The sequence below is a fragment of the Streptomyces cavernae genome (genome assembly GCF_004023625.1).
Taxonomy (GTDB): Bacteria; Actinomycetota; Actinomycetes; order Streptomycetales; family Streptomycetaceae; genus Streptomyces; species Streptomyces cavernae.
Genome location: NZ_RPDJ01000006.1, coordinates 215,130 through 242,083, shown reverse-complemented (window position 1 = coordinate 242,083; position 26,954 = coordinate 215,130). Strand labels below are relative to the sequence as shown.

Annotated in this window: 27 protein-coding genes and 2 pseudogenes; 15 read left to right on the top strand and 14 right to left on the bottom strand. The window is 67.2% G+C overall.

Going from position 1 to position 26,954, the window contains the following annotated elements; translation table 11 throughout:
• Nucleotides 1-3 precede the first annotated feature (3 nt).
• Nucleotides 4-240: a 30S ribosomal protein S18 gene (gene rpsR / locus EF387_RS17625; protein WP_003949403.1), complete on the top strand. Its 237-nt coding sequence runs from the start codon at nucleotides 4-6 to the stop codon at nucleotides 238-240.
• Between the two features lie 18 nt (nucleotides 241-258).
• Nucleotides 259-705, top strand: coding sequence for a 50S ribosomal protein L9 (gene rplI / locus EF387_RS17620; RefSeq protein ID WP_128377502.1), 447 nt, complete (start codon nucleotides 259-261; stop codon nucleotides 703-705).
• 143 nt (nucleotides 706-848) lie between these two features.
• Here the strand turns inward: rplI and EF387_RS17615 are convergent, their stop codons facing one another.
• Nucleotides 849-2,186, bottom strand: coding sequence for an MATE family efflux transporter (locus EF387_RS17615; protein ID WP_128377501.1), 1,338 nt, complete (start codon nucleotides 2,184-2,186; stop codon nucleotides 849-851).
• Between the two features lie 458 nt (nucleotides 2,187-2,644).
• On the opposite strand from EF387_RS17615, the gene dnaB reads away from it, so the two are divergent.
• A complete protein-coding gene (dnaB, locus tag EF387_RS17610; protein WP_128377500.1) occupies nucleotides 2,645-4,123 on the top strand; it encodes a replicative DNA helicase in 1,479 nt (492 codons plus the stop codon).
• 126 nt (nucleotides 4,124-4,249) lie between these two features.
• Here dnaB and EF387_RS17605 read toward each other — a convergent pair whose 3' ends face one another.
• On the bottom strand, nucleotides 4,250-4,723 hold the full coding sequence (locus tag EF387_RS17605; protein WP_128377499.1) for a MarR family winged helix-turn-helix transcriptional regulator: 474 nt from the start codon (nucleotides 4,721-4,723) through the stop codon (nucleotides 4,250-4,252).
• Between the two features lie 83 nt (nucleotides 4,724-4,806).
• Here EF387_RS17605 and EF387_RS17600 point away from each other — a divergent pair.
• Both EF387_RS17600 and EF387_RS17595 read left to right on the top strand, forming a co-directional pair.
• Nucleotides 4,807-5,106, top strand: a pseudogene (locus EF387_RS17600) (alcohol dehydrogenase catalytic domain-containing protein); the annotation flags it as partial.
• A gap of 174 nt (nucleotides 5,107-5,280) precedes the next feature.
• Nucleotides 5,281-5,921 (top strand): annotated as a pseudogene (locus tag EF387_RS17595) (quinone oxidoreductase family protein); the annotation flags it as partial.
• A gap of 165 nt (nucleotides 5,922-6,086) precedes the next feature.
• Here EF387_RS17595 and EF387_RS17590 read toward each other — a convergent pair.
• A complete protein-coding gene (locus EF387_RS17590; RefSeq protein WP_128377498.1) occupies nucleotides 6,087-7,196 on the bottom strand; it encodes an FAD-dependent oxidoreductase in 1,110 nt (369 codons plus the stop codon).
• A 90-nt stretch (nucleotides 7,197-7,286) separates the two neighbouring features.
• On the opposite strand from EF387_RS17590, the gene EF387_RS17585 reads away from it, so the two are divergent.
• On the top strand, nucleotides 7,287-7,967 hold the full coding sequence (locus tag EF387_RS17585) for a TetR/AcrR family transcriptional regulator (protein WP_128377497.1): 681 nt from the start codon (nucleotides 7,287-7,289) through the stop codon (nucleotides 7,965-7,967).
• Between the two features lie 129 nt (nucleotides 7,968-8,096).
• Here the strand turns inward: EF387_RS17585 and EF387_RS17580 are convergent, their stop codons facing one another.
• Nucleotides 8,097-8,492 (bottom strand): RidA family protein, encoded by a 396-nt coding sequence (locus tag EF387_RS17580; RefSeq protein ID WP_128377657.1) that lies wholly within the window; start codon nucleotides 8,490-8,492, stop codon nucleotides 8,097-8,099.
• A gap of 142 nt (nucleotides 8,493-8,634) precedes the next feature.
• Here EF387_RS17580 and EF387_RS17575 point away from each other — a divergent pair, with 142 nt between their 5' ends.
• Both EF387_RS17575 and EF387_RS17570 read left to right on the top strand, forming a co-directional pair.
• Nucleotides 8,635-9,609: a helix-turn-helix transcriptional regulator gene (locus EF387_RS17575; RefSeq protein WP_128377496.1), complete on the top strand. Its 975-nt coding sequence runs from the start codon at nucleotides 8,635-8,637 to the stop codon at nucleotides 9,607-9,609.
• Between the two features lie 53 nt (nucleotides 9,610-9,662).
• Complete coding sequence (locus EF387_RS17570) at nucleotides 9,663-11,036, top strand: serine hydrolase domain-containing protein (RefSeq protein WP_128377495.1); 1,374 nt, start codon at nucleotides 9,663-9,665, stop codon at nucleotides 11,034-11,036.
• A 63-nt stretch (nucleotides 11,037-11,099) separates the two neighbouring features.
• Here EF387_RS17570 and EF387_RS17565 read toward each other — a convergent pair whose 3' ends face one another.
• Both EF387_RS17565 and EF387_RS17560 read right to left on the bottom strand, forming a co-directional pair.
• The gene (locus tag EF387_RS17565) at nucleotides 11,100-11,552 is read right to left on the bottom strand and encodes a GNAT family N-acetyltransferase (RefSeq protein WP_128377494.1); all 453 of its coding nucleotides are present in this window, start codon (nucleotides 11,550-11,552) and stop codon (nucleotides 11,100-11,102) included.
• A gap of 67 nt (nucleotides 11,553-11,619) precedes the next feature.
• Nucleotides 11,620-12,486, bottom strand: a complete 867-nt coding sequence (locus EF387_RS17560) for a GNAT family N-acetyltransferase (RefSeq protein WP_128377493.1) — start codon at nucleotides 12,484-12,486, stop codon at nucleotides 11,620-11,622.
• A gap of 1,037 nt (nucleotides 12,487-13,523) precedes the next feature.
• On the opposite strand from EF387_RS17560, the gene EF387_RS17555 reads away from it, so the two are divergent.
• Nucleotides 13,524-14,864: a globin domain-containing protein gene (locus EF387_RS17555; RefSeq protein WP_420802587.1), complete on the top strand. Its 1,341-nt coding sequence runs from the start codon at nucleotides 13,524-13,526 to the stop codon at nucleotides 14,862-14,864.
• Nucleotides 14,865-14,880: 16 nt separating this feature from the next.
• Here the strand turns inward: EF387_RS17555 and EF387_RS17550 are convergent, their stop codons facing one another.
• The 5 genes from EF387_RS17550 to EF387_RS17530 all read right to left on the bottom strand — a co-directional run bounded on the left by EF387_RS17550 (nucleotide 14,881) and on the right by EF387_RS17530 (nucleotide 18,645).
• Entirely contained in the window at nucleotides 14,881-15,363 is a 483-nt protein-coding gene (locus tag EF387_RS17550; protein ID WP_128377491.1) for an NUDIX domain-containing protein, read from the bottom strand.
• 61 nt (nucleotides 15,364-15,424) lie between these two features.
• On the bottom strand, nucleotides 15,425-16,330 hold the full coding sequence (locus EF387_RS17545) for a LysR family transcriptional regulator (RefSeq protein ID WP_128377490.1): 906 nt from the start codon (nucleotides 16,328-16,330) through the stop codon (nucleotides 15,425-15,427).
• A gap of 255 nt (nucleotides 16,331-16,585) precedes the next feature.
• Nucleotides 16,586-17,764 carry a cystathionine gamma-lyase gene (locus tag EF387_RS17540; RefSeq protein WP_128377489.1) on the bottom strand — a complete coding sequence of 393 codons (1,179 nt, stop codon included), beginning with the start codon at nucleotides 17,762-17,764 and terminating at the stop codon, nucleotides 16,586-16,588.
• Complete coding sequence (locus EF387_RS17535; RefSeq protein ID WP_128377488.1) at nucleotides 17,761-18,258, bottom strand: low molecular weight protein-tyrosine-phosphatase; 498 nt, start codon at nucleotides 18,256-18,258, stop codon at nucleotides 17,761-17,763. Before EF387_RS17535 ends, EF387_RS17540 begins: the two co-directional genes overlap by 4 nt.
• Before the next feature lie 9 nt (nucleotides 18,259-18,267).
• Entirely contained in the window at nucleotides 18,268-18,645 is a 378-nt protein-coding gene (locus tag EF387_RS17530) for a phage holin family protein (RefSeq protein ID WP_128377487.1), read from the bottom strand.
• Between the two features lie 57 nt (nucleotides 18,646-18,702).
• On the opposite strand from EF387_RS17530, the gene EF387_RS17525 reads away from it, so the two are divergent.
• The 4 genes from EF387_RS17525 (at nucleotide 18,703) to EF387_RS17510 (ending at nucleotide 20,920) form a co-directional block, all read left to right on the top strand.
• On the top strand, nucleotides 18,703-19,020 hold the full coding sequence (locus tag EF387_RS17525; RefSeq protein WP_128377486.1) for a cupin domain-containing protein: 318 nt from the start codon (nucleotides 18,703-18,705) through the stop codon (nucleotides 19,018-19,020).
• 158 nt (nucleotides 19,021-19,178) lie between these two features.
• Nucleotides 19,179-19,391, top strand: a complete 213-nt coding sequence (locus EF387_RS17520) for a DUF5326 family protein (RefSeq protein WP_128377485.1) — start codon at nucleotides 19,179-19,181, stop codon at nucleotides 19,389-19,391.
• 205 nt (nucleotides 19,392-19,596) lie between these two features.
• Nucleotides 19,597-20,379, top strand: coding sequence for an IclR family transcriptional regulator (locus EF387_RS17515; protein ID WP_238431567.1), 783 nt, complete (start codon nucleotides 19,597-19,599; stop codon nucleotides 20,377-20,379).
• Between the two features lie 103 nt (nucleotides 20,380-20,482).
• The gene (locus EF387_RS17510) at nucleotides 20,483-20,920 is read left to right on the top strand and encodes an SsgA family sporulation/cell division regulator (protein WP_128377484.1); all 438 of its coding nucleotides are present in this window, start codon (nucleotides 20,483-20,485) and stop codon (nucleotides 20,918-20,920) included.
• A 177-nt stretch (nucleotides 20,921-21,097) separates the two neighbouring features.
• Here the strand turns inward: EF387_RS17510 and EF387_RS17505 are convergent, their stop codons facing one another.
• Complete coding sequence (locus EF387_RS17505; RefSeq protein WP_128377483.1) at nucleotides 21,098-22,729, bottom strand: YibE/F family protein; 1,632 nt, start codon at nucleotides 22,727-22,729, stop codon at nucleotides 21,098-21,100.
• 220 nt (nucleotides 22,730-22,949) lie between these two features.
• On the opposite strand from EF387_RS17505, the gene thiC reads away from it, so the two are divergent.
• On the top strand, nucleotides 22,950-24,779 hold the full coding sequence (thiC, locus tag EF387_RS17500; RefSeq protein WP_128377482.1) for a phosphomethylpyrimidine synthase ThiC: 1,830 nt from the start codon (nucleotides 22,950-22,952) through the stop codon (nucleotides 24,777-24,779).
• A gap of 81 nt (nucleotides 24,780-24,860) precedes the next feature.
• Here the strand turns inward: thiC and EF387_RS17495 are convergent, their stop codons facing one another.
• Nucleotides 24,861-25,259 (bottom strand): VOC family protein, encoded by a 399-nt coding sequence (locus EF387_RS17495; protein ID WP_128377481.1) that lies wholly within the window; start codon nucleotides 25,257-25,259, stop codon nucleotides 24,861-24,863.
• On the bottom strand, nucleotides 25,256-25,615 hold the full coding sequence (locus EF387_RS17490; protein ID WP_128377480.1) for a DUF1801 domain-containing protein: 360 nt from the start codon (nucleotides 25,613-25,615) through the stop codon (nucleotides 25,256-25,258). The genes EF387_RS17495 and EF387_RS17490 overlap by 4 nt, the downstream gene beginning before the upstream one ends.
• A 131-nt stretch (nucleotides 25,616-25,746) precedes the next feature.
• On the opposite strand from EF387_RS17490, the gene EF387_RS17485 reads away from it, so the two are divergent.
• Nucleotides 25,747-26,631 carry a LysR family transcriptional regulator gene (locus tag EF387_RS17485; RefSeq protein ID WP_238431566.1) on the top strand — a complete coding sequence of 295 codons (885 nt, stop codon included), beginning with the start codon at nucleotides 25,747-25,749 and terminating at the stop codon, nucleotides 26,629-26,631.
• The last annotated feature ends 323 nt before the right edge of the window (nucleotides 26,632-26,954 follow it).

The window sequence follows — 26,954 nt, the reverse complement described above, 5'->3', positions numbered from 1 at the left end:
ACCATGGCGAAGCCGCCTGTGCGCAAGCCTAAGAAGAAGGTCTGCGCGTTCTGCAAGGACAAGGTCACGTACGTGGACTACAAGGACACGAACATGCTGCGGAAGTTCATTTCCGACCGTGGCAAGATCCGTGCCCGCCGCGTGACCGGCAACTGCACGCAGCACCAGCGTGATGTCGCCACGGCCGTCAAGAACAGCCGTGAGATGGCGCTGCTGCCCTACACCTCCACCGCGCGATAAGGGAAGGGTGACTGACAGATGAAGATCATCCTCACCCACGAGGTCTCCGGCCTCGGCGCCGCGGGCGATGTCGTCGACGTCAAGGACGGCTACGCGCGCAACTACCTGATCCCGCGGAAGTTCGCGATCCGCTGGACCAAGGGTGGCGAGAAGGACGTCGAGCAGATCCGTCGTGCTCGCAAGATCCACGAGATCCAGACCATCGAGCAGGCCAACCAGATCAAGGCCCAGCTCGAGGGTGTGAAGGTCCGTCTGGCCGTCCGTTCGGGCAACGCCGGTCGTCTCTTCGGTTCCGTCACCCCAGCCGACGTCGCCTCTGCGATCAAGGCTTCCGGTGGCCCCGAGGTCGACAAGCGTCGCATCGAGCTGGGCACGCCGATCAAGACGCTGGGCGCCCACGAGACGTCCGTGCGTCTGCACCCCGAGGTGGCCGCCAAGGTCAGCATCGAGGTCGTCGCGGCCTAAGCGCTGCGCTCGCGTGAGCAGTATGTGGGGCCGCACCTCTCAGGGTGCGGCCCCACACTGCTTGGTGGTCATGCGATGTTTCACGTGAAACAAGAGGTGTTGGAGTGGCGTTTCACGTGAAACGTGCTTTCGGGCAGCCGGGCTCAACGCGTCGCGCCCGTCACCAGCCAGCGGCCCGAACGAGTGCGCAGCCAGAGGGTCAGCATCCGTACGGCCATCATCAGCGTCATTGCCACCCAGAGGGCTGTCAGACCGCCTCCGAGTGTGGGGACGAGCAGAGCCAGGGGCGCGAAGACCGCCAGAGTCAACAGCATGGCGCGGGCCAGATAAGGACCATCTCCTGCGCCCATCAGTACTCCGTCGAGCACGAATACAACACCGTTGATGGGCTGGCTGAGGGCTACTACGACGAGCGCGGGCAGGGCGGCGTCACGCACGGTCTGGTCACTGGTGAAGACCGGCAGGAAGAGGGGGCGCGCAATGATCACCAGGAGTCCGAACACCACACCGGCGGCGATTCCCCACTGCACCATGCGACGGCAGACGTCGCGAGCGCCTTGGGTATCGCCGGCTCCGAGGTAGCGTCCGATGATGGCCTGTCCGGCGATGGCGATGGCGTCGAGCGCGAAGGCGAGCAGACTCCAGAGCGTCAGGATGATCTGGTGCGCGGCGATGTCCTCGTCGCCGAGGCGGGCGGCCACTGCGGTGGCGATCATCAGGATCGCCCTCAGGGAGAGTGTGCGCACGAGCAAGGGCGCACCGGCCTGGGCGCAGGCCCGTATTCCGGCCGAGTCCGGCCGCAGCGATGCGCCGTGCCGACGAGCTCCGCGGACGACGACGAAGAGATAGGCGGCGGCCATGCCGCATTGCGCGAGGGCGGTGCCCCAGGCGGAGCCGGCGATCCCGAAATCGGCACCGTAGACGAGGATCGCGTTGAGTGCCGCGTTGGCGACGAAGCCGGCTATCGCGACGTAGAGAGGGGTTTTGGTGTCCTGGAGCCCGCGCAGTACTCCTGTGGCGGCAAGCACGACGAGCATGGCCGGAATACCCAGAGCGGAGATCCGCAGATAGGTGATCGCGTAGGGGGCGGCGGTGTCCGAGGCGCCGAAGAGCTCCACGAGGTATGGAGCTGTGGGCAGCACGACGACGACGACGGCGGCGCCGAGCAGGAGCGCCAGCCATATGCCGTCCATGCCTTGTCGGATGGCGGCCGGTAGATCGCCGGCACCGACGCGGCGGGCGACAGCGGCCGTAGTGGCGTAGGCGAGGAAGACGAAGACGCTGACTGCGGTGGTGAGGAGTGCCGTCGCGACGCCGAAGCCGGCGAGCTGGGCGGTGCCGAGGTGGCCGACGATGGCGCTGTCGACCATCACGAAGAGAGGCTCGGCGACGAGTGCGCCGAAAGCAGGGACGGCCAGCGCGACGATCTCTCGATCGTGCCGACGCCGGACAGCTTGGGGCGCTGCTGGAGCCTGTGTCATGTGCACCAATCTAATCGTCCACAGGTAAGAGATGCAATGTGCCTGCGTCTATTACATGGCTTCTTGTTCGGTGGGTCGTCGTACACGGCTTGCGGTGATCTTGATCCGACCGGGAAAGTTTTTCTTCTACACAGCCAGTGGAAGGTGAACACGCAAGTCAGGGAGGTTCTTATTGGATGGGGTGAAGCTTGTTCACAGCCCTGTCCACCGGGTCGTGCACAGGTTTCGCGGAGTTCTCCACAGCATCGGGGCCGTCGTCCACATGGCCTGTGGATAACCAGATTGGCTGACGGTGCCTGCGGGCCTAACGTAGACCGGCGTCCGTCCCTCCTCCGCCCTCGGAAACCTCGCAAAACCGACGCGCAAGAACCGGAGTCGGGCGTCTTATTTGTCAGTGTCGTGCCGTAGGAATGAGGGGCACGGCGAAGTCCGCACGGCGGACGGGAGGAGGTGGTCCGGTGAGCATTTCCGAGCCCTTGGACGATCCGTGGGCCGACAGCGGACCCGGCGATCGTCTGCCCCCCTCCCGCCGGCACCGTGACGGTGGCCGGGGCCGGGACGAGCAGCACGAACGGGGCCGGGACACCGACTCGTGGGACGGTGGCGGTCCCTCCTTCGAGCGCGTACCGCCCCAGGACCTCGACGCCGAGCAGTCAGTCCTCGGCGGAATGCTGCTTTCCAAGGACGCGATCGCCGATGTCGTCGAGGTCATCAAGGGCCACGACTTCTATCGTCCGGCCCACGAGACCATCTTCACGGCGATCCTGGACCTCTACGCCAAGGGCGAGCCCGCCGATCCGATCACGGTCGCGGCGGAGCTGACCAAGCGTGGTGAGATCACCAAGGTCGGTGGCGCCTCGTATCTGCACACTCTGGTCCAGACGGTCCCCACCGCCGCCAACGCCGAGTACTACGCGGAGATCGTCCACGAGCGCGCTGTTCTGCGCCGGCTGGTGGAGGCCGGTACGCGCATCACACAGATGGGATACGCGGCCGACGGAGACGTGGACGAGATCGTCAACAGCGCCCAGGCCGAGATCTACGCCGTCACCGAGCAGCGCACCAGCGAGGACTACCTCCCGCTCGGCGACATCATGGAGGGCGCACTCGACGAAATCGAGGCGATCGGTTCGCGCAGCGGCGAGATGACCGGTGTCCCCACGGGCTTCACCGACTTCGACTCGCTCACCAACGGTCTGCACCCCGGACAGATGATCGTGATCGCGGCCCGCCCCGCCATGGGCAAGTCCACGCTTGCGCTGGACTTCGCGCGAGCAGCTTCGATCAAGAACAATCTGCCGAGCGTCATCTTCTCGCTGGAGATGGGGCGCAACGAGATCGCCATGCGTCTGTTGTCGGCCGAGGCCCGGGTGGCCCTGCACCACATGCGGTCGGGCACGATGACCGATGACGACTGGACGCGGCTGGCCCGTCGTATGCCGGACGTATCGGCGGCCCCGCTCTACATCGACGACTCCCCGAACCTGTCGATGATGGAGATCCGCGCCAAGTGCCGTCGGCTGAAGCAGCGCAACGACCTCAAGCTGGTCGTCATCGACTACCTCCAGCTGATGCAGTCCGGCGGCTCCAAGCGTGCCGAAAGCCGTCAGCAGGAGGTTTCGGACATGTCGCGAAACCTCAAGCTGCTGGCCAAGGAGCTGGAGATCCCCGTGATCGCGCTCTCCCAGCTCAACCGTGGCCCCGAACAGCGCACGGACAAGAAGCCCATGGTCTCCGACCTGCGTGAGTCCGGCTCCATCGAGCAGGACGCCGACATGGTCATCCTGTTGCACCGCGAGGACGCCTACGAGAAGGAGTCGCCCCGTGCGGGCGAGGCCGACCTGATTGTGGCAAAGCACCGTAATGGACCGACGGCCACGATCACGGTCGCCTTCCAGGGCCACTACTCCAGGTTCGTGGACATGGCGCAGACCTGAGCGCCTCAGGTGTTGAGTCTCAAGTTCGCGGCACACTCTCAGACTCGATGGCACATCGGTGGCACTTCTGCCGCCTTCGTGAGGGTGGGACGGCTGCCTCGCTGGTCCGGCATGCGTGACGAGCTGCTATTCGCTACCTGAGCCGGTTTCAGCGCAGGTCTCTTCCGGCTGGACTATGCGCACGAGGAGACCCATGAGCTGGGTCCGCTCGGCAGGCGTCAAAGCAGCGGTCAGCTCATCGTTCGCCTCACGGCCCAGTCTCTCGGTCTGAATCAGGCGACGTTTCCCGCTCGGCGAAAGGGCGACGGCGTTCTTGCGGCGGTCCTTGGCATCCGGCGCGCGGGTCACGAGGCCGTCGTTCTGGAGGTCGTTGAGGATCGCGACCATGTCCTTGGGATCGATGCTCAGGCGGCGGCCCAGCTCGGCCTGCGATACGGGTCCCACTTCGGCGACGGCCGACAGGACGGCATGGTGCATCATCCGCATGCCCACCTGAGCGAGGGCTTCGGCGACGAGTCGGTGCCCCCGAGCTGCGGCACGGCCCAGGAGCCAGCTGGGGAGGGAGCGAATACGGGCGGGAGCGCGGGTGGTCTCGGACATGGGGCCAGACTAACCAGAAAATCATTGGGGCTCCCTACGATCTTTTCTTTATCGTTGGGCATCCCAATGATCTGGAGGTGTGCATGCGGCGGGTTCGTTTCTATGAGTACGGCGGTCCGGAAGTGCTTCGCGTCGAAGACGCGGAGGCCCCCAAGCCCGGCCCGGGGGAACTACTGGTCCGCACGGAAGCCATCGGCGTGACCCTCCCCTCCGTGCGCAAGGTTCGCGGCGAAGACGGCACGACGCCGCTACTGGGAGTCCTTGGGGGTGAGGCCGCCGGAACGGTGATCGCACTCGGTTCGGACGTGACGGGTTTCGAGGTCGGCGACCGCATCACGTCGCTCACTTTCCGCTGCGGCTCGTATTCCGAACTGGCAATCGCCCCCGGCTTAGGGGTCCTTTCACTATGCCCGCCCGGGTCGCGTGGTCTGGCACCGCGCCTCGCCGCGTTGCCAAAAGGCCCTGGTAGCTCCGCTACGAGGACCTTCCGGCGCCTTGCGATGCACGGCACCAGACCACGCGACCTGATCGGACGCTCATAGTGAAAGGACCCCTTAATGGCGAGCCGCATACCGGACGGAGCGAGCGCCATCCAGGCCGTGGCGCTCGTGCGCAGTGGACACGTCGCCCTCGTCGCCCTCGCCACGGCCCGCCCCTTTGTGAGCGAGTCGGTCCTCATCACGGGCGCCGCGAGCGGAGTGGGGCATCTCGCGGTCCAACTGGCCAAGCTTCAGGGCATTGAACGGGTCGTCGCGGCCGTGAGCTCGCACACCAAGGCGGAGTTCCTCCGCGGTCTCGGCGCCGACGAGATTGTGACCTACGACAGCAAGCACTGGGGGGCGCCGGTCGAGGTCGTCCTGGACGGGGTCGGCGGAGATCTACTCCCACGCGCCGTCTCCGCTCTTGCGCCCGGCGGGGGCGACTCGTCTTCTTCAACTCGTTCAACTCGGGCGGCGGTACCGTTCCCGCCTTCGACCTCCTGGCAGGATCGAAAACCATCACCGGGCTCACCATGGCGAGGTTTGCCAACACTCAGCGTGAGCTCTATGACCAGCATGGCGAGGAACTGTGGAAGCTGACCCTGTCCGGGCAGTTGCAGCCGGCTGTTCACGCCCGAATTCCGCTGGCTGATGCAGCACGAGCGCACGAGATCATCGAAGCCCGTGCCAACCTCGGCAAGGTCGTCCTGCTGCCCTGACGGTGAAGCTGACCCGCGGCGGGAAACGCGTCGCCGCAGTCGCCCAGGCGGCGAGTGCCGAGACGCGGCCCTTCTGCAGGGCCGATGACCGATGGGTGGAGACCGCGCTGGAGGTCATGATCGCGGTGGCTGGACGACCGGTTTCCTGGTCGTATTTGGTTACCTTCAGCCAGGTTGGAAGAACGCGAGCATTTTCTGGGCGGCGTCCGGCGACGTCAGCAATTCCTGCATGTCCGCGGACATCCGGGCGGCAGCGCTGGTGCGTTCGAACATCTCGCGTTCGTATTCTTTGACGGCGGTGGGAAAGTCGTCCGGGTCCGCGGCCAGCGCGAGACCGAGCAGGGCGCCGTCGAGCAGCGCCATGTTGGCGCCCTCTCCCACCGGCGGCATCAGGTGCGCGGCATCCCCGAGCAGCGTGACGCCTGGCGTCGACGGCCAGGTCAGGCCGACCGGCAGAGTGGTGATCGACCGCGGGACGACCGTGTCGTCGCAGGCCGCGATCAGCGCGGTGAACCGTGAGTCCCAGCCGGGGAGCAGTTCGATCAGCCGCGCCCGGGCGGCGGCCGGGTCGTCGAACGGGATCCCGCTGGTAGCGAACCAGTCCTCGGCGGTGTTGTAGAAGCTGAGGCCGATGCGAACGCGGCCGTCGCCGTTGCGCTGCGCCGCCAGGGACAGTCCGTTGCCGAGCACCCAGTAGTTGCCGCGCCCGACCATCTCCGCGAGGTGGGGGTGCGTGCGGTCGATGTCGGGAATGCCGACCTCGACGACGTTCTGGCCGATATGCGCTGGGCGGGCGTCGGTGAGAAGCGCGCGGACGCGGGAGTGCGCGCCGTCCGCGCCGACCAGCAGGTCATACGTCGCACTGCTGCCGTCGGCGAAGCGCAGGAGGCCATTGTCGGCGGATTCGAACGCGCGCCCCCAGCGCACAATGTCTTCGGGGAGGGAGTCCAGCAGCAGGTTGCGTAGATCGGCGCGGTCGACCTCGGGTCGCTCGAGCGGGGCGTCGTCGGGCGTGTCCTCGTGGAGCAGCAGGGTGCCATCCGGCTCGAGAAGACGCATGTCCTGGCCTTCACCACGGGCAATCGCAAAGAACTGGTCGATGAGACCGGCCTCGCGCAGCGCCCGCTGGCCGGAGTGGATGTCGAGCATGCCGCCCTGACCGCGCGCGCCACGTGACGATTCACGTTCATACACGACGGCGTCGATGCCCTTCACGTGCAGCACCCGGGCAAGGGCCAAGCCACCCAAGCCGGCTCCGACGATGGCGATGGTCATTAGTTGCCTCTCCTTCGATACGCCGTACTGGTCGATACACTGTATCGGAACGATGTGATGTATCGACCGATGCGTTGTACCGTTAGCGGCATGTTGGTGTGGGAGAGGCCGGAGCCACTGAATCGACCCGTGCCGGCCCCGTTGAGCCGGGAACGGATCGTGCGAGCGGCGATCCAGCTCGCCGACGCGGATGGCCTGGATGCGGTGTCGCTGCGCAAGGTCGCCACCGTGCTGGACGTCCGTCCGATGCGGCTGTACGGCTACATCGCCAGCAAGGAGGAGTTGCTCGACCTCATGGTCGACGCCGCCCACGCCGAGATCCGGCCGGTCGGAAACAGCTGGCGGGAGGTACTCCGGTCTCTTGCCGAAGCCACTCGGCACGCCGCTCACGAGCACGAATGGCTCGCCGATCTACTGGGTGGCCGACCCCAGCTCGGGCCGCACGCGCTGGCCAGTGGGGAGACCGTGGTGGCCGCACTGGGCGACGTCGACCTGGACGCCATCATGCCGATGGTCGCCGCAGTCAACGCGTACGTGATCGGCGCGGTGCGTCGGGAGATCGCCGAGCGGCGTGCCGAGCGGGCCACCGGGATGGACGAGAAGCGTTGGCAGGCCTCACTCGGGCCCTATCTGGAGCGAACCTTCGCCACCGGCCGATTTCCCGCCCTGGCCACGGTGGTGCGCGATGCCGCTCACCTGGACGCCGACCACACCTTCCGGATCGGCCTCGACTTCCTGCTCGACGGCATCGAAGCCCGCATCTCAAGGTGACGCGCCGGCCGAATGACCGGACCGGCCATAGCGCAAGGTCGGCGCTGACGCGTTGAGATGACGCAACTTCACCGAGGTGCGTGAGCCAACCCGGGGATCCACACCGGAAGCAGATGCGGCGAGGCCATGTCACGCGACAGCGGTCCCCTCAAGCTCGACCATCTGGCCTGGGATCGCCAGCCGCGTCACCCCGAGCACCGTGGTGGTCGGTGCCACCCCGGCGGCCCCCAACCGCGCCGCCAGCACGCCGTAGTGCTGGAAAAGCAGATCGACGTCGGTTGTGTAGACGTTGAGTCGGACTAGGTTCGCGAGAGACATGCCGGCCTCGCCGAGCACGGCCTCCAGGTTGTCGATGCTCAGCGCTAACTGCGCCGCCATGTCACCGTCATGCTGGGGCTTGCCATCCCCGCTCATCGCGGTCTGCCCCGAGATGTACAGGGTCCGGGTGTGCCCGGAGACGACCTCACCCTGGTTGAATCCCATCTCCACAGACCACGTCACCGGGTTGACCGCCGTTCGTTCCATTGCCACGTCAGCTCCATTCGGTATTGGGAGTACGCACGTCCGTCGGCTCGGTAGCCGTCAACTCGACGCCCTCGAAGTGGTGTTGACGAGCCTCGCAAAGAATCACGACATCCTTAGTCATGTATTTCGATAAGATTCTCGTATGCGCGCCGACCGGCTGGTTTCGCTGGTGCTGCTGCTGCGTCAGCGTGGTCGGCTGACTGCGGACACGCTCGCCCGCGAGCTGGAGGTGTCCACCCGCACCGTGCTGCGCGACATCGAGGCGCTGTCCTCGGCCGGCGTCCCGGTCTACGCCGAACGCGGCCGACACGGCGGTTTCGCGTTGTCGCCCGGTTTCCGGACCGAGCTCACCGGTCTGAACCACGACGAGGCCCTCGCCTTGCTGACCGCCGGATCGGGGCGCGGCGAGCAGGTATTCGGCCTCGGCTCGGCGCTCGCTTCGGCCATGCGGAAGGTGGTCGACGCGCTGCCCGAAAGTCACCGGGCCACCGCGAGCGACGCGGCCCAGCGATTTCTCGTCGACCCGGAGACCGACCTGCTCTCACGTCGGCTGGTCACCGAGGAGGTGCCCGGCACCACAATGATCGAGGTCCGGCGCGCCGTGCTCGCCGGACACAAGCTGCGCATCCACTACGCGGCCACAGGCCAGACACCAAGGTGGCGCACGGTCGACCCGATCGGCCTGGTCACCGTCCGCGACCGGGGCTACTTGCTGGCCACGAGATCTGGCGCGGACCGCACCTACCGGCTGTCGCGGGTGTTGGCCGCCGAGGAACTCCCCGAAACGGCACAGCGACCGAACCAGGTCGATCTGGACCGGATCTGGCGGGAACGCTCCGCGCAGTTTCTCTCCGACGGCGACCACATCACCGTGCTGGTACGGGTGAACCCGGCGCGGCGGGAGGACCTGCTGGACACCGCGCTGGCCGTCCGCGCAGAAGTACCCGACGCAGACGGCTGGCTGCGGCTGGAGGTGACCTTCCAAGATTCACGACACGCCGAATGGGCGCTGTGGCAGCTCAGCACGGACGCGGAAGCCCTGGCCCCGCAGTCGTTGCGCGCCTCCCTACGCAACCGCGCCGCCGCGATGGCCACCCGCTACGGAGACTCATCCTGAGAGTGAGAAGCCATGGGCTCGACGTGGGCCTTCCCGCCGGGTGGACTAGGCCCATGACGACACCTCATCAAGAGCTGCTCCCCACCACGCGCCGTGCCTTGCTGCACCGGATCGCCACCGCTCAGGCCGAGGGCCGGGCGCCGTCGCTGGTCGCCGCCGTGGTGCGGGGCGGGAAAACGGTGTGGACCGGGGCGCGCAGTTCGGTGGACGGACACGCCCCGGACGAGAACGTGCAGTACCGGATCGGGTCGATCACCAAGACCTTCACCGCCGTCCTGGTGCTGCGGCTGCGTGATGAGGGCGCACTGGACCTCGGTGACCCCCTGGAGAAACATCTGCCGGGAACAGGTGCGGGGGAGGCCACCGTCGCCGAACTGCTGGCCCATACAAGCGGGTTGGCGGCCGAGGCGCCCTCGCCCTGGTGGGAACGCACACCCGGATCACTTCGCCCCGAGCTCGCCGATGTGCTGGGCCGGCAACCCTTCCGGCATCCTCTCGGACGCCGGCACCACTACTCGAACCCCGGTTACACCCTGCTCGGTGCGCTCGTCGAGGAGGTGCGTGGCTCCGCGTGGGAGGAAGTGCTCAGACGCGAGGTGCTGGAACCGCTGGAACTACACCGTACGAGCGCGCGACCGATGATGCCGCACGCGGGGGGATGGGCCGTCCATCCGTGGGCGGACGTGATGATGCCGGAGCCCACCGAGCACTTGGGGCGCATGGCGCCGGCGGGGCAACTGTGGTCCACCACCGCTGACTTGGCACGCTTCGCCACCTTCCTGGCTGAGGGGGACGAGCGGGTGCTGAGCGAGGAGTCCGTTCGGGAGATGCGTACGCCTGCGGCGCCGTCCGTAGCGGCAGGGGAGTCTTACGGACTCGGGCTGCAGATTCTTGAGCGGGAAGGCCGCTCGCTGGTCGGCCACTCCGGTTCTCTGCCGGGCTATGTCGCGGGTCTGGTGATCGGTGTCGCGGATGATGTGGCAGCTGTCGTCCTGGCCAACTGCACCTCTGGCCCACCGGTCTTCTCGGTGGCCGCCGATCTCGTACGGATCGTGGCGGAGGCCGAGCCACGGATCCCGGAGCCGTGGCAACCGCTGCCCGAAATCGATCACCAGGTCCTGGAGTTGACGGGGCCCTGGTATTGGGGGACTCAGCCCCTGGCCCTACGGCTGATCGCCGACGAGGGTGTCTCCCTCGAGCCGTTGTCGGGAATCGGACGTCGCTCGCGGTTCCGGGCGAACCAGGACGGGACCTGGACCGGACTCGACGGTTACTACGCGGGCGAGCTTCTGCGGGCCGTACGGCGCCCCGACGGTTCGGTGAGCCACCTGGACCTCGGGTCGTTCGTCTTCACGCGCCAGCCGTACGAGGAGGCGGCTCCGGTGCCGGGCGGGGTGGACCCGGAGGGCTGGCGCGGTCTTCGCTGAGAGGCAGCATGGGCTGGCCCTGTTTCACGTGAAACAGGGCCAGCCAGCGGGTGCAACATGTGCTCAAAGTTGCAGTTTGAAGCCCACATGCGAGGCCACGAATCCGAGACGCTCGTAGAAACGATGGGCGTCGGTCCGGGTGGCGTCGGAAGTCAACTGCACGAGTTGGCAACCCTGACGCCGGGACTCGTCAATCGCCCATTCGATGAAGAGAGTGCCGAGTCCGCTGCCCCTTTCATCCGCGTGGACACGAACTCCCTCGATGATCGAGCGTGTGGCGCCGCGGCGGGAGAGTCCTGGGATGATCGTGAGCTGCAGTGTGCCCACCACTCGCCCTTCGCGGACGGCGACAACCAGGTGCTGGTTCGGGTCGTCGGCCAGCCGTTCCAAGGCCCCTCGGTAGGGAGTGAGGTCATCTGGGGATTCACGCTGGGCGCCGAGGGGGTCGTCCGCCAGCATCTCCACGATGGCGGGTAGGTCGTCCGGAGCAGCGGCTCGTATTTCAAGATCTCCCATGACTGGACCCTATCCAGGCCACCTGCACGACTCACCACGTGAGGCTGCCGACCTCGTATGACCGGCCTCAGCCCGCCGCCACCGTCAGGGGCGCGAAGCGGCGGGTCCAGTCACCCGGCAGTTCGGCAATTCCATACGTCATCACCGCGTTGCCGCTCTCGTAAGCCAGCCCGTGCTCCTTCACCCACGCCAGCAATTCCTCGTGCCGGACGTCGATGTCGGTGCGCATCAGACGGTCGGTGTGGGCGGCGAGCGAAACGATGAGGGCTTTGGCTGCCTCCGTGTCACGAGCGATCAGTGGGCCAACGACTTGGTTGGTCATATTGGGCCAGGCAGCCGCGTATCCGATGACCTGGCCGTCATTCTCGGCGACCCGTAGTTGATCGGCGAAGGCGGGCAGCCGCGTGATCATGTGGGTGCGGTCGGTGCCGAAGACCTCCGTGTCGAGCCGGAGAATCGCTTGCAGGTCCTCGGCCGTGGCCGGGCGGGTGGCGACCTCTGGTTTCCGCCCTCGGGGCTTGAAGTGTCCGCGGACCATCTCCGCATGACCGATGACCTTGAATCCCAGTTCCTCGTAGAGCGGTCGCCCGTTCGGTGTCGCATGCAGGGTCAGGGGTGTCGTGCCCATTTCCCCGATGACGTGCCGCATGAGGCGGCGACCGACGCCCCGCCGGGCATGACGTTCGGCGACCAGCACCATGCCGATGGCACCCAGTTCCGGCCGCTCGGGGGAGCCATACGAGGTCAGGGTGCAGGCGGCCACCAGTCCGCCGGCGGGGTCGTCGATGCCATAGCCCTTTCCGGCCGCGAGGAGCAGCCCCCACTTGTGCTCTTCACGGGGCCAGCCCCGGTTCTGAGAGAGATCGGCGCACGCGCTGAGATCGCGTGGCGTCAGTCGGCGGATGGGCAGAGCTGCGAGAGAGGGTGTCGACACGCAGGTCAGGCTGTCCGACCGAGCGCCTTGGCGTCCAGCGCTTTGCTGTGAGACCTATGAGCTTTTAGCCACCTTGTGGGAGTGCTGCAGGCGCTGAGGCTGAAGCGGCGTTTCACGTGAAACACGCGGTTCTCCATGGAGAAGGGGCGACTACCGGGTCATGTCCAGGAATTGAAGGAATTGCCGGGGCGGCGCTGCCAATTCTCGGTCGAGGAGGGGGGACTTGTGTGTCAGGCGCCTGCCGGTAGGGTCGACTCCGGTTCGTGTCCGGCGTGGTGCACCCCACTCCTCGATGCGGAGCACGCGTTGTTGCAGCCTAACGGGACGGAGAGATCGACGACCGGTACTTCCCGTTATGCCGTCCGTGCCTCGGCCAGGGTGGGATGCTCCGGTGAGTGCACTGCGGCCAATGTCACATTCCCGTCCTACTTGTCCGTAGGGGGCGGGAATACAGGGTTCAATATGGCCGCATCGGCCACAGGAACATACGCGGGAAGCCAGCCGTCCTCAGGGTAAGCAGGCACCTTCCGAGCGAAAGTGCGCAGACCGACCGAAAGATGTTCGAGGCGAGGCACAACATGGACGCTCCGACCACCGCGTCGGCCGACAACGGCAGTTCCGGCGGTAACGGCGGGAGCGGCTGGTTCAAGCCGCGCAAACAGCCGGACACGCCGACGGGCGGGGGCCAGGAGACGGCGGAGGGCAACCGGCTGGCTTCCATGCGTCCGGTGGGTCGGCCCGCCTCCAAAGACAGCGGTGCGACGCAGCGAATACCGCCGACGGCCGATCCCGCCACGGAGCCGGCCGAGCCGTCCCGCCCAGCACCTGAGACGCCACGCCCGGCGCCTGCGCCCGAGGCGCCCTCCCCACAGCCATCCCCCTTCCAAAGCGGTCCGGCACGGGCCGACTCGCCCCTGGCCGAGCCTCAGCAGCCCCTGGCTCCGTCCCTGGCAGCCCAGGAACAGGCCCCGCAGCAGACCTCCGAGTCGCTGTCCGTATCCGCGGCGTCGGGGGGGCACGCCTGGCACTCGGGCCCTATGTCTGCGGCGTCCGGACACGCCTGGCACTCGGGGCCCGTGTCCGCGGCGCCCACGCCCACGCCCATGCAGGCCGCAGAGACACAGACCGTGCCGGCACCCACCTCACGGCCTGACGACGGCGCCGGACAGCCCGGTACACAGGCGCAGACCGAGCCTGCGGACCCAGCCTCCGGAACCGCGCCCTACCCCGATTCGGCCCCAGGCTTCGAGAGCACGGTGGACGCTTCTCCGGATGCCATCCTCATCCGCCGAACCATGGCCGAGATCGGTCCCGTCGCCGACAAGGTCACCTCGTACTTCTACGCCCTTCTCTTCGTGCGCCACCCGGATCTGCGATCACTGTTCCCGGCCGCCATGGACACCCAGCGCGACCGGCTCCTCAAGGCACTGATGACAGCGTCCGAGCACATCGACAACACCGAGGTGCTCGTCGCCTATCTGAAGAACCTCGGCCGAGGTCATCGCAAGTACGGGACCCGGGCCGAGCACTACCCGGCCGTCGGTGAGTGCCTGATCGGAGCCCTGAGCAGATATGCGTCGGCGGTGTGGGACGAGGAAACGGAAGCCGCGTGGGTCCGGGCGTACACGACGATCTCGCAGGTGATGATCGACTCAGCGGCAGAGGATGAGCTGACTGCCCCTGCCTGGTGGCACGCCGAAGTCGTCTCGCACGAGCTGAGAACCCCTGACGTCGCGATCATCTCCGTCCGCCCCGATCAGCCGTACCCCTTCCTCGCCGGTCAGTACACCAGCCTGGAGACGCCCTGGTGGCCGCGCATATGGCGGCACTACTCCTTCGCCGCCGCACCCCGTTCCGACGGGCTGCTGTCGTTCCACGTCAAGGCGATCCCGGCGGGCTGGGTCTCCAACGCGCTGGTGCACCGGGCCCGCCCCGGCGACGTCATCCGGCTCGGCCCGCCGGGCGGCTCGATGACCGTGGACCACAACAGCGGCAGCGGACTGCTCTGCCTGGGCGGCGGCACCGGGATAGCGCCCATCAAGGCACTCGTCGAGGACATCGCCGAGCACGGGACGAGGCGCCCCGTGGAGGTCTTCTACGGCGCCCGCACCGACGTCGACCTGTATGACATCGACACCATGCTCCGGCTCCAGCAGAGCCACTCGTGGCTCGCTGTACGCCCGGTCGTCGACCAGCAGGCCCATCTCCAGCTCCCGGATGCCGTGCGGCAGTACGGGCCGTGGCACGAGTACGACGCCTATCTCTCCGGCCCGCCCGGCATGATCCGCAACGGGGTGACGGCCCTGCGGGAGGCGGGCGTCGCGCCGCAGCGGATTCGCCATGACGCGGTGGAGGAACTGGTCGGGCTGGAGCCCTAGCCGCGCGTTCAGAGCCTCATCCCAGGTCGGGGGCGTGCAGCGCCCTTACGCCCTCGATGTTGCCGTCGAGATAGTGCCGAAGCGACAGGGGCACCAGATGGACCGAGGCGATTCCGACCCGGGTGAACGGCACCCGCACTATCTCGTACTCGCCGGACGGTTCCTCGACCTCCGGGCCGTGGCGCAGCGCCGTGTCGATGGACTCCAGGCGGCAGACGAAGAAGTGCTGCACCTTCACACCGGTCGCTCCGCCGTCCTCACCGATGTGCTCGACCGTGTCGACGAAACAGGGGACGACATCGACGATCTTGGCACCGAGTTCCTCGTGCACTTCACGGTGGAGTGCGTCGACGACGGTCGCGTCGTCCGGTTCGACCCCGCCTCCAGGAGTGACCCAGTAGGGATCGACGCCGGGCTTCGTCCGTTTGATCAGGATCAGATCGTCGCCATCGAGCAGGATTGCGCGTGCGGTGCGCTTGACCACGGGTCGGACGGTCATGGGAGAAATGTGGCCTTCCTGGTTCCACGTGAAACATCGCGAACACTCGCGGGGGCGCCGGTCAACTCCAGGTGACGGCGGCGCGCAGCAGCCATTCGTGCGCCCGCGCGATATGTGGCATGGCCAGTGTGCCCGTGCGCACCACCAGGAAGTAAGTGCGAAGCGGCGGAACGGGGGGATCCAGCAGTTCCGCGACCTCGCCGCGCTCCAGCGCGGGCGCGCACAGATAGCGGGGCAGTACGGCCAGCCCGGCCCCTTTGACGGCGCAGGCGAGGACCGCACGAAGATCCGGCACGATGACGGTGCCCGAGGCGGATGGACGGGAGTCGAAGACGGTGGCCCAGTAGCGGGAGACGAACGGCAATGACTCATGGACCTCGACCACCGGCAGGTCCTTCAGAGCCTGGGCGCCCTTGCGGCGCAGCTTTGTGGAGCCGAGGCGGGCGACCCAACGCGGGGCGGCCACCAGGACGTGCTCTTCGTCGCAGAGCGCAGTCGCCGTGAGCAGTGCGCCACGTGGCTGGGCTGTGGTGATGGCCAGATCATGGTGCCCCGCGGCGAGTCCCTCGAGGGTTTCCTCGGCGTTTCCGAAGGAGGCGCGCAGGGCGAACCCCTGACCGTCGTCGCCAGTGAGCGAGGTGAGTGCGGGCACGGCGCGTTCGGCGGTGAACTCAGGCGGCCCGGCGAGGTGCAGGGTGCGTAAGAAGGAGTCGTCGTCGATCCCGGTCTCGGCGATCTCCACCAAGGCGTCGAGATGCGGCGCGGCCTTGTGAGCGAGTTCGTCGCCGATCGACGTCGGAGTCACCCCGCGGGCCTGGCGCAGGAACAGCGGCCGACCGAGTTGCCGCTCCAGGGTGCGGATCTGCGAGGTGACCGCGGGTTGTGAGAGGCCAAGCAACGCGGCGGCACGCGTGAAGGAGCCGGCCCGGTGCACGGTCACGAACGTGCGCAGCAAGGCCAGATCCATGGTGCCTGATCCCTTCCCCGTCCCTCCGGCCCCCGCGACCGCGCCCAACTATAAATAAGTCGATAGGTCTCTGTCGCTACTGTGATTGGACACTGACACAGAGTCAACTAGCCTTGTACGGGCGGTTCTTCGCGCGCGGAACCGGGACGGTCCGAGCCACGAGGGGGGAGGCTCGGACCGTCCGCCACACGCTGCGGCGTCGGTCCCGCTTCCTGCCGCTGACAGCCCGTCGGCCTCGCCAGACGCCGCCGGTGCTCAGGAATCCGTCACCTGAGCCGATTCGTCCAGCGCACGCAGGACATCCGCCACGAGGTCCTGCGGGTCCTCGATCCCGGCCGAGAGCCGGATGAAGCCCTCCGGCACCGCGTCCCCGCCCCACCGGCGACGTCGTTCGGCGGTGGATCGCACCCCGCCGAAACTCGTCGCGTCGTCCACCAGCCGCAGCGCGTCGAGAAAACGCTCGGCACGCGCGCGTGCGGGCAACGAGAACGACACCACGCACCCGTAACGCTCCATCTGCTTCGAAGCGATCTCGTACGACGGGTCGCCGTGCAGCCCCGGATAGCGCACCGCGGTCACGACGTCGGGCCGGTCACGCAGGGCCTCGGCGAGCGCCAGGGCGTTGGCGGTCTGCCGGTCGGCGCGCAGCTGGAGGGTGGCCAGCGAGCGGTGCGCGAGCCAGGCTTCCATGGGACCCGGGATCGCCCCGGCGATCTTGCGCCAGCGCCGGACAGCGGCCATCCGGTCGGCGTCGTGGCCGGTGACGTACCCCAGCAGGAGGTCTCCGTGCCCGGTCAGCATCTTGGTACCGCTGGCGACGGTGAAGTCGGCTCCCAGTTCGAGGGGCCGCTGGCCGAGCGGAGTCGCCAGGGTGTTGTCCACGGCGACGAGGGCGCCCTGAGCGTGCGCCGCCGCGGCGAGCCGTCGAACGTCGCACACGTCGAGCCCGGGATTCGACGGGGTCTCGATCCACAGCAGGTCGGCGCCGTCGAGGACCTCGAGCTGGGCGTCACCCGCGGTCGGCGCGGTGCGCACCTCGATCCCGTAAGCGGTGAGCTGCTCCCGGAGCAGGGGCAGCGCCTGGTATCCGTCGCCGGGCAGGACCACGGCATCGCCGGCGCGCAATTGGGAGAAGACGACGGCCGAGACGGCGGCCATCCCGGAGGCGAAGGCCAGGGTCTCGACGCCGTCCTGTCCGGGGGCCTCCAACTCGCTGACGGCCCGCTCCAGATGGGTCCAGGTGGGGTTCTCGTCGCGCCCGTAGGCATAGCCGCCGGTGGGTTCGCCGGGGAGGTGGAAGTGGGCGGCGAAGACAGGGCCGGGGAGGGCCGGTTCGTGCTTGACGGGTTCCGGAAGCCCGGCCCGCACAGCGCGTGTGCCGTCGCCGATCCGTTTTCCGCCGCCAGCCCTGGCACCGAATTCCCCGGACGTCATGCCGCCTGTCCCTCCACTTGGTCCCGTACCGCGGCGAGCAGGCCGTCGCTCGCCGCCTCCACCATTTCAAGACACTCCTCGAAGCCGTCCATGTCCCCGTAATAGGGGTCCGGAACGTCGAGGTCGTGGTCCGGGGTGGCGGCCGGGTCGTAGGAGCGCAGCAGCCGGACCTTGTCGGCGTCCGCCGGAGTGGGGGCAAGGCGGCGCAGGGCGCGCAGATGGCCCGAGTCCAGGGCGATCACCAGGTCGAGGCGGGAGAACCACTCGGCGTGGAACTGGCGGGCGGTGTGAGCGCCGCCGTAGCCGTTCGCCTCCAGGACGGCGACGGCGCGCGGGTCGGCTCCGTCGCCCTCGTGCCAGCCTCCGGTTCCCGCGCTGTCGACCTCGACCAGGCTCTCGAGCCCCGCCTCCTCGATCCGTGCGCGGAAGACGGATTCGGCCATCGGTGAACGGCAGATGTTGCCGGTGCAGACGAAACAGACGTGGAAGGACATCGGGGACACTCAGTCCTCGTCGGGCAGCACGACGTGCAGCGCCCAGGAGACGACGGAGATGATCAGACCGCCGACGACCGCGGTCCAGAAGCCCTCGACGTGGAAGCTCAGGTCGAGCACGCCCGCCAGCCAGGACGTGAGCAGCAGCATCAGGGCGTTGACCACCAGGGTTATCAGGCCCAGCGTCAGGACGAACAACGGGAAGGTGAGGACCTTCACGATCGGTTTGACCAGGAAGTTCACCAGACCGAACAGCAGCGCGACGACGATCAGCGTGCCGATCTCCTTGCCGGCGCTGTCACCCGTCAGGGTGATCTTGTCCAGCACCCACACGGCGACGGCCAGGGCCCCCGCGTTGGCGATCGTCTTGACTAGGAAATTCTTCATGTGTCTGATCGTGGCAGACGAGATCGGCTACGGATACAGGCGAGGCGGACGAGGCTGATGAAGGCATTCCGGTTGGACGAACTGGAGGCGGAACGCGCCGCCAACGACGGTGCCTACCTGCAGTTCCTGCGGGAGAGGAACATGTCGGTCGGCCTCTACGCACTCAACGCGGGCCAGCCAGACCCGCAGAACCCACACCGGCAGGACGAGGTGTACTTCGTCGTCAGCGGACGGGCCTCGATCACGGTCGGAATGGAGACCACGCAGGTGGCGCGCGGCAGCGTCGTCTACGTCCCGGCCGGCGTCGCACACAAGTTCCACCACATCACCGAGGATCTACGGGTCCTGGTGGTGTTCTCTCCCCCTGAGAGCTGAGCCGCGGCTCGGGGTTCCCTAGGGGAACGATCAGGGGTTGACAAGGGATCCGAGGCCCCTGTTGATCTCACCGGGCCCCTAGCATCGACAGCACGAAGTCACAGTTGCGCAGGATGCGTCGGACGCAGAACTGCCTGGGAGAGACAAGGACAAGGACGATGCGGGAGATTTTCGCGGGAATGCCGTGGTGGGTGAAGTGGGTCGCGGTGCCGGTCATCGCGCTGGTCGTGTTCGGCGGCATGATCGCGACTGTCGTCGGATTCGTGGTCGGTTTGCTCTTCAAGCTGCTGCTCTTCGTCGCCATCGTCGGCGGACTGATCTACGTGGTGCGGAAGTTCATGGCGAGCTCCTCATCGCGCAGCGACTGGTAGAAGGGGCCCCGGGAGGCACAGGCAAGGGTGGGCGGTAACAGGAAGCCGAAGTTCCCTCGGGCGGGGGAACTTCCCCGACGGGGCCGACCGGTGGCCGTGACAGGCGGTTAAAGTCCGGAATTCGACGCGGGGTTGCTCCCCCGGTGTGGCGCACATTCCCTCCCGGGCCTCCCCGCACGGGACCGCACACGCTCCGGAGTAACCCTTGGCCCTGGCCGAAACCACAACCGCCGACCTCCACCCCACGACCCTCATCGGCTCCGTGCAGCGGGCACTGCGCCTGCTGGAGTCCGCCGCGGCGCACGAGCACGGGGCCCCGGCGAAGCAACTGGCCCGCGAGGTCGGGATCGCCCTCCCCACGGCGTACCACCTGCTGCGCACCCTGACGCACGAGGGCTATCTACGCCGGGAGAAGGGGCTGTTCTTCCTCGGTGAGGCCACCGAACGACTGTGTGGCAACGGGGCTCAGCAGAAACGTCGCGGCATACTGAGCGACGCTCTGGCCCACTGGCGCGACGCCATCGGTGTGCCCGTGTACTTCGCGGTCTACCGCGAGGGAGAGATCGACGTCATGGGCGTCGCCGACACCCCCGGCAACCCCGCCGTGGCGGAGTGGGCCGACTTCCGCGAGACGGGGCATGCCCACGCGATCGGCCAGTGTCTGCTCTACCAGCTCGACGACGAGGCCCGGCGGGACCACCTGGACCGCTATCCGGTGCGGTCGATCACCCCGTACACCGTCCGCGACAACCAGGCGCTGCTGAGGCGGCTGGACGGCATTTCGCGTATGCGGCCCATCACGGAGCGGCAGGAGTACGCACTCGGGACGGTATGCGCCGCGCTACCTGTCACCGCGGGGGACACGGCTGGGGCGATCGCGCTTTCGCTTCCGGCGCATCAGGCCGAACGGCTGCTGCCCGCGGCACGGCGACTGCAGGCGGAGATCGGCAGGCTGATGGGAACCTTCGCGCTCTCTATCGGCATCTGAAAACTCACTCCTTGTGATCTGCTGTGTACGTTGAGCAATATCTCACCAGTGTCCGGGGGACGGAGGGTTCCCGGCCAGTCGAAGGCAAACGACGGGGTAGGCGATGCGCGAGTCGGTAGAGGCAGAGGTCATGATGAGCTTTCTGGTATCGGAGGAGCTGTCCTTCCGGATCCCGGTGGAGCTCGGATACGAGACCTGCGATCCCTATGCCGTCCGGCTCACCTTCCATCTGCCCGGTGATGCACCGGTGACCTGGACCTTCGGACGGGAGTTGCTGATCGACGGTATGGGTGAGGCCTGCGGGGACGGCGATGTACGGATCGAGCCGGCGGACTCCGACACGGTCGGCGATGTCCTCATCCGGCTCCAGGTAGGCGTCGACCAGGCGCTGTTCCGCTGTGGTGCGGCGCCGTTGATCACGTTCCTCGACCGCACCGACAAGCTGGTGCCGCTCGGTCAGGAACGCTCGCTCGCGGACTTCGACTCACATCTCGACGAGGCGCTGGACCGCATCCTCGCGGAGGAGCAGAGCACGGGCTGACTGCCTCCTGACCTGGGGAGGCGTAACGCTTCGGCACCCATTTGGAGTAACGCTTCCTCGCATGCGCATGCGCATGCGCATTTGGGGATGAGGGCGTCGGCGCCTCGAGGCTCCGCAGTTCGGCGGCCGACCGGTTCGGCGACTCGGCATGCGTGGTGACGGTGCACACCGGGTGACTCAGCGCTTGCGGCGTCGGCCGTGGCCGCCGCGGACCAGAGGCAGGGCTCCCGTGGTCTCGGTGGACCCCGCTGCGGCGGTCTCGGGGCCGGGCCGGTCCGCGGACACCACCAACGCGGCCAGCGCCGTCGTCACGGGGACGGAGGCGACCAGACCGATCGAGCCGATGAGGGTCCGTACGATCTCCTCGGCGACCAGCTCGCTGTTGGCGACCGTGCCCACGCTGCTCTGGGCGATCGAGAAGAGCAGCAGGAGTGGCAACGCGGCGCCCGCGTAGGCGAGGACGAGCGTATTGACGACCGACGCGATGTGGTCGCGTCCGATGCGGATGGCCGCGCGGTACAGGCCCCGCCAGCCCATGGACGGGTTGGCCGCGTGCAGTTCCCAGACCGCGGACGTCTGCGTCACCGTCACATCGTCCAGGACACCGAGCGAACCGATGATGACGCCCGCCAGCAGCAGACCGCTCATGTCGATCGTCGGGTACAGACCGTGGATCAGACCTGTGTTGTCGTCGGTGTTGCCGGTGAGCGCCGCCCATCCTATGAACAGCGAGCCGAGCACACCGATCAGCAGCAGCGAGACCAGGGTGCCTAGCACAGCCACCGACGTTCGGGCGGAGAGGCCGTGGCACATGTACAGGGCGATCAGCATGATCGCGCTCGAGCCCACCACGGCCACTATCAGCGGGTTCGATCCCTGCAGAATCGCAGGCAGGATGAAGAGGGTCAGTACCAGGAAGCTGATGGCCAGCGCGATCAGGGCCATCAGACCGCGCATCCGGCCCACCACCACGACGACGAGCGCGAAGATCCCGGCGAGCAGAATCATGGGGAACTTGCGATTCACGTCAGCGACCGAGTACTGGAGTTCCTTGGGCGCGGACGGCTCGTACGCGACGACGACCTCCTGGCCCTCCTTCAGTTGTCGCGACTGGTCCGGCTGGACGATCTCGGTGAAGGTGCGGCCCTCGTCCTTGCCCGTGTCTACGCGGATCGTCGCCTTCTTGCAGGTGCCCGTCGCCTGCTGCTGAGCCGAACTGCCCTCCGCGGTGGAGGTGTCGCCGGTCGGGGTGTCAGCCGAGGCGTTCACCGACTTGCAGTCCACCTCGACGACCTTGGTGACCGTCGCCTGCTGGGTCTGCCGGTCGAAGCCGACACCCGTGCGCTTGTGGTCGGGGGCGCCGCCCGGCCAGAGCACCAGGAGCCCCACGACGACCGCCGTGGCGAACGGGATCAGTACGGCGGCGATCACCTTGCGCAGATGCTGGGAGACGGGGGCGGCAGGGCCGTGGCTGTGTGAGTGGGAATGACCATGGCCGTGTCCATCATCTGGGCCGTGCCCGCCGTGCCCGCCCTGGCCGCCGGAACCGCCCGGTCCGCCTTGGTCACCGGAGCCGCCGTGTCCGCCAGAGCCGTTGGGCCCGGAGCCGCCGTGTTCTCCGTGTCCACCTGGTTCGCCAGGCCCGTGCCGGTCACCATGGAAGGGCCCATGCCCACCCGCAGCTACCGGGCCGTGGCCGCCGCCAGGCCCGTAACCCCGTGTGTTCCCGGGTTCATGGCCGGAGGACCCGCCGGCACCGTGGCCGTGCGGGGGCTCGGAAGGGAACGAGGACTGTTGCGTCGTGGTCACCGCCCGATCATCGCAAGAACAACGCGGGCCCACTGTTCACCGCGCCACATCTAACGCTAGCGTGGAGGGACTTTTGCACACGCGGGAGCTCGGAGCACCGGGCTGAGAGGGCGCTGACCTCCGCATACGCGATGTTTCACGTGGAACATCGACGGGCGGAAATTGCTGCGTCGACCGCTGAACCTGTTACCGGGTAATGCCGGCGTAGGGAGTAGGTCTCATGACCAACAAGGACGCACGCACGCCTGCCTCCAACCGGACGGACGGGGCATTTCCTTCGTCTGCCGCGTCCCAGGACGGCGAGGCCGGGAAGTCCATCGGCTGGCACAAGGCATATGTCGAGGGCTCACGCCCCGATCTGCGGGTGCCGGTCCGCCAGGTGCACCTCACCAACGGGCAGTCGGTGACGCTCTACGACACCTCCGGCCCGTACACCGATCCGACCGTCGACACCGATGTGCGCAGGGGCCTGTCCCCGCTGCGTGAGAGCTGGATCATCGCCCGCGGTGACACCGAGGAGTACGCGGGCCGTCCCGTCCGACCCGAGGACGACGGGATCAAGCACACCTCGCCTCGAGGCGGGCTGCGCAACCTCGACGCGGTGTTTCCGGGGCGGTCGCGGCAGCCGCGCCGCAGCCGAGACGGCAAGGCCGTGACCCAGCTCGCGTACGCCCGTCGCGGGGAGATCACACCCGAGATGGAATTTGTGGCCGTCAGGGAGAACGTCTCGCCCGAGGTCGTACGTGAGGAGATCGCGGCCGGGCGTGCGGTGCTGCCCTCGAACGTCAATCACCCGGAGATCGAGCCGATGATCATCGGCAAGCGTTTCCTGGTGAAGGTCAACGCCAACATCGGCAACTCGGCGGTCACCTCCTCCATCGAGGAGGAGGTCGAGAAGATGACCTGGGCGACCCGTTGGGGAGCCGATACGGTCATGGATCTCTCCACGGGCCGCAACATCCACACCACACGCGAATGGGTGCTGCGCAACTCCCCCGTGCCGATCGGCACGGTTCCGCTCTACCAGGCCCTGGAGAAGGTCGACGGCCGCGCCGAGGAGCTCACCTGGGAGATCTACAAGGACACGGTCATCGAGCAGGCCGAACAAGGCGTGGACTACATGACGGTCCATGCGGGCGTGCGTCTGCCGTACGTGCCGCTGACCGCGAACCGCAAGACCGGCATCGTCTCCCGCGGCGGTTCGATCATGGCGGCCTGGTGCCTGGCACACCACAAGGAGTCGTTCCTCTACGAGAACTTCGAGGAACTCTGCGAGATCCTCGCGGCGTATGACGTCACGTACTCGCTGGGCGACGGTCTGCGCCCCGGTTCGATCGCGGACGCCAACGACGAGGCACAGTTCGCAGAGTTGCGGACGCTGGGAGAACTCAACCGGATCGCGAAGAGCTTCAATGTACAGACCATGATCGAGGGACCGGGACACGTCCCGATGCACAAGATCAAGGAGAACATCGACCTTCAGCAAGAGATCTGCGAGGAGGCCCCGTTCTATACGCTCGGCCCGCTGACCACGGACGTCGCCCCGGCCTACGACCACATCACGTCAGGTATAGGCGCCGCGATGATCGCGTGGTGGGGCACGGCGATGCTCTGCTACGTCACGCCCAAGGAGCACTTGGGCCTGCCCAACCGTGACGACGTCAAGACCGGCGTCATCACCTACAAGATCGCGGCTCACGCGGCGGACCTCGCGAAGGGGCACCCGGGGGCACAGGAGTGGGACGACGCGCTGTCGGACGCCCGCTTCGAGTTCCGCTGGGAGGACCAGTTCAATCTGGCCCTCGACCCGGACACGGCCCGTGACTTCCACGACGAGACGCTCCCCGCGGAGCCGGCCAAGACAGCTCACTTCTGCTCGATGTGCGGGCCGAAGTTCTGCTCGATGAAGATCAGCCAAAGCATCACAGAGCGGTTCGGTGGCGCGGCGGTAGATGGGGCGTCTGCTGAGCAGATCGCTGAGGGGATGCTCCAGAAGTCGAAGGAGTTCGCGGCGAGCGGGAACCGGGTGTACCTGCCCATGGCGGACTGAAACGTCCGATACTGATCCGACCGCTCGCCGCCAGGGTCCCGGTCTAGGTCTTACCCACCCTGACCGGGACCTCCGGGCCGGTCACGCCGGGACGGCGTCCTGCGGGTACATGCGGAGCTCCACCGTGTTGCCGTCCGGATCCTGCACGTAGACCGACGTGGCGGAGCCTCGTGCGCCAAAGCGCTCAACAGGGCCTTCGAGGACGGTGAAGGCTCCCGCCGCGATGAACGCGTCCCAGTCCAGAGGCTCCACGGTGAGACAGATGTGGTCGATATTGGACTCTCCCCGAGGGCGAGAGGCCAGGTCGATGATGGTCTCGGAGGTGATTCTCACTGACGGGAAGGGGACCTTCCCGGCCCGCCACTCGGCGACGCGTACCGGTTCCAGACCGAGCAGTCCGGTGTAGAAGGCCAGGGACCGCTCGACATCCCCGACGTTGAGGACCAGATGGTCGAATGCCTTCACGCGCGGAGAGCTCACTTCTTCTCCAAGGCGACGGCGTTGTGCAGCCAGTTCGTGAAGAGGACGGGGTCCACGTCGTCGGTACTCATCAGCTTCACGGAGGCCATCCGGCGAGCGCCGGGGACCAGGCGCCCGGACGCGTCGACGATCTCCTGGCCTCGCCACAGCCCGAAGGTGACATAGGAGTTGTACGCCTTGAGCAGACAGACCGGGGTTCGGCCGGGTTTGTCGCCCAAACTCCACGTCGGGTGGCCGTGCCAGAGCTTGCCGGCACCATTCGGCAGGGTCGCGTCGATGAGGGGACGCAGCTTCTGGCCGATTTCCCGCAGGTGATCGTCAAGCCCGCCCAGGTAGGCGGTGATGTCGGAGGTCATGAGGCTTTCCTTATGGGGTCGGGTCCGAGTGGATGCCTCTTACGATCCGGCCGGGGACAACCGTCATCAAGGCGGAATGGGCTTACGGTCGTTGAGCCTGATTAAACGCCGGGGGGATCATGCTGGAGCGGGTGGAGATCGAGGCCTTCCTGACGCTTGCCGAGGAGTTGCACTTCGGCCGTACCGCCGAGCGCCTGCGGATCACTACCGGCCGGGTCAGCCAGCTGATCAAGAAGGTTGAACGGAGGGTCGGAGGCACGCTGTTCGAGCGGACCAGCAGGGCGGTTCGACTCACCGAGATTGGGCGGCAGTTGGCCGATGACCTGGTACCCCTGGTCGCGGGGATGGAGGAGGCGCTCCGGAGGGCAACCGATGCCAGTCGTGGTGTCACAGGAGAGCTGCGGGTCGCCTTCCTCGGCGAGTGGACGGCACCTGTGCTCCTGAAAGCGGTCGGTCTGTTCAATCGGCGTCACCCGGACTGCAGGGTCGAGGTACGGGAAGTGCAGCTGTCCAACTCCCGTGCAAGCCTGCTAGACGGCGTGGTGGACGTCCTCATCGCCTCGTACCCGTTCGACGGAATGGCTTGTGGGCCCGTACTGCTGACGGAGAAACGGGTGCTTGCCGTCGCTGCGGGGCATCCGCTCGCCGGCGAGGAGTCGGTCTCGGTCGAAGTGCTCGCCGAACACCCTGTTGTGCAGTATCCGGAGGTGACCTCAGTGGCGTTCAAGCGGGATCGCACACCGGACCACACCCCATCGGGCAGGCCGGTTCCCAGGGGGCCGGTCGGAGGTTCGTTCTCCGAAATGCTCACCCTGGTTGCGATGGGCAGGGGCGTCCTTCCCGTCGGGGAGCACTCACGGCGCTACTATCCACGACCGGATGTTTCCTATGTGCCCATTCACGACGCACAGCCGATCGAACGAGGACTGGTTTGGCTGGTGGGAAGAACCACGGAACGCATCCGCGAGTTCGTACGGGCCGCGACCGACGCTGCCGGGAAGCCGTCGATCGCCTGACATATGCCGCCGGCTTTGGCTTCCCCGTACATTCCGCTTCGTCCGGGAACGGGCCTAATACCTTCCGTTGCTTCGCGGCGCAGCACGGAGATCCCCACCAGGAAGGTCCAATCGTCCCCTCAGTGGCGGACAGGTGCGGGATCACTCCGTGCCGAGGCCCTGTGGGCAGCGGGCCTCGGCACTCCGGCCAGGCGCTCATGCCCTGTTGGGTGCCGGTGGTGAGAAGGGGCAGTTATCTGGTGCAGAGCCAGTGCAGCAGCTCGGTGACCGCATCGGACACATAAGCTGCACACGCCCCCCAGAAAGACACTGGCGCCAAGAGC

What these genes read in the sequence shown, in the direction of transcription:
- rpsR (WP_003949403.1), top strand. Translation starts at nt 4, where the DNA reads ATGGCGAAGCCGCCTGTGCGCAAGCCTAAGAAGAAGGTCTGCGCGTTC.
- rplI (WP_128377502.1), top strand. Translation starts at nt 259, where the DNA reads ATGAAGATCATCCTCACCCACGAGGTCTCCGGCCTCGGCGCCGCGGGC.
- EF387_RS17615 (WP_128377501.1), bottom strand. Translation starts at nt 2,186, where the DNA reads ATGACACAGGCTCCAGCAGCGCCCCAAGCTGTCCGGCGTCGGCACGAT.
- EF387_RS17605 (WP_128377499.1), bottom strand. Translation starts at nt 4,723, where the DNA reads ATGTCCGAGACCACCCGCGCTCCCGCCCGTATTCGCTCCCTCCCCAGC.
- EF387_RS17590 (WP_128377498.1), bottom strand. Translation starts at nt 7,196, where the DNA reads ATGACCATCGCCATCGTCGGAGCCGGCTTGGGTGGCTTGGCCCTTGCC.
- EF387_RS17585 (WP_128377497.1), top strand. Translation starts at nt 7,287, where the DNA reads ATGTTGGTGTGGGAGAGGCCGGAGCCACTGAATCGACCCGTGCCGGCC.
- EF387_RS17580 (WP_128377657.1), bottom strand. Translation starts at nt 8,492, where the DNA reads ATGGAACGAACGGCGGTCAACCCGGTGACGTGGTCTGTGGAGATGGGA.
- EF387_RS17575 (WP_128377496.1), top strand. Translation starts at nt 8,635, where the DNA reads ATGCGCGCCGACCGGCTGGTTTCGCTGGTGCTGCTGCTGCGTCAGCGT.
- EF387_RS17570 (WP_128377495.1), top strand. Translation starts at nt 9,663, where the DNA reads ATGACGACACCTCATCAAGAGCTGCTCCCCACCACGCGCCGTGCCTTG.
- EF387_RS17565 (WP_128377494.1), bottom strand. Translation starts at nt 11,552, where the DNA reads ATGGGAGATCTTGAAATACGAGCCGCTGCTCCGGACGACCTACCCGCC.
- EF387_RS17555 (WP_420802587.1), top strand. Translation starts at nt 13,524, where the DNA reads ATGTCTGCGGCGTCCGGACACGCCTGGCACTCGGGGCCCGTGTCCGCG.
- EF387_RS17550 (WP_128377491.1), bottom strand. Translation starts at nt 15,363, where the DNA reads ATGACCGTCCGACCCGTGGTCAAGCGCACCGCACGCGCAATCCTGCTC.
- EF387_RS17545 (WP_128377490.1), bottom strand. Translation starts at nt 16,330, where the DNA reads ATGGATCTGGCCTTGCTGCGCACGTTCGTGACCGTGCACCGGGCCGGC.
- EF387_RS17540 (WP_128377489.1), bottom strand. Translation starts at nt 17,764, where the DNA reads ATGACGTCCGGGGAATTCGGTGCCAGGGCTGGCGGCGGAAAACGGATC.
- EF387_RS17535 (WP_128377488.1), bottom strand. Translation starts at nt 18,258, where the DNA reads ATGTCCTTCCACGTCTGTTTCGTCTGCACCGGCAACATCTGCCGTTCA.
- EF387_RS17530 (WP_128377487.1), bottom strand. Translation starts at nt 18,645, where the DNA reads ATGAAGAATTTCCTAGTCAAGACGATCGCCAACGCGGGGGCCCTGGCC.
- EF387_RS17525 (WP_128377486.1), top strand. Translation starts at nt 18,703, where the DNA reads ATGAAGGCATTCCGGTTGGACGAACTGGAGGCGGAACGCGCCGCCAAC.
- EF387_RS17520 (WP_128377485.1), top strand. Translation starts at nt 19,179, where the DNA reads ATGCGGGAGATTTTCGCGGGAATGCCGTGGTGGGTGAAGTGGGTCGCG.
- EF387_RS17510 (WP_128377484.1), top strand. Translation starts at nt 20,483, where the DNA reads ATGCGCGAGTCGGTAGAGGCAGAGGTCATGATGAGCTTTCTGGTATCG.
- thiC (WP_128377482.1), top strand. Translation starts at nt 22,950, where the DNA reads ATGACCAACAAGGACGCACGCACGCCTGCCTCCAACCGGACGGACGGG.
- EF387_RS17490 (WP_128377480.1), bottom strand. Translation starts at nt 25,615, where the DNA reads ATGACCTCCGACATCACCGCCTACCTGGGCGGGCTTGACGATCACCTG.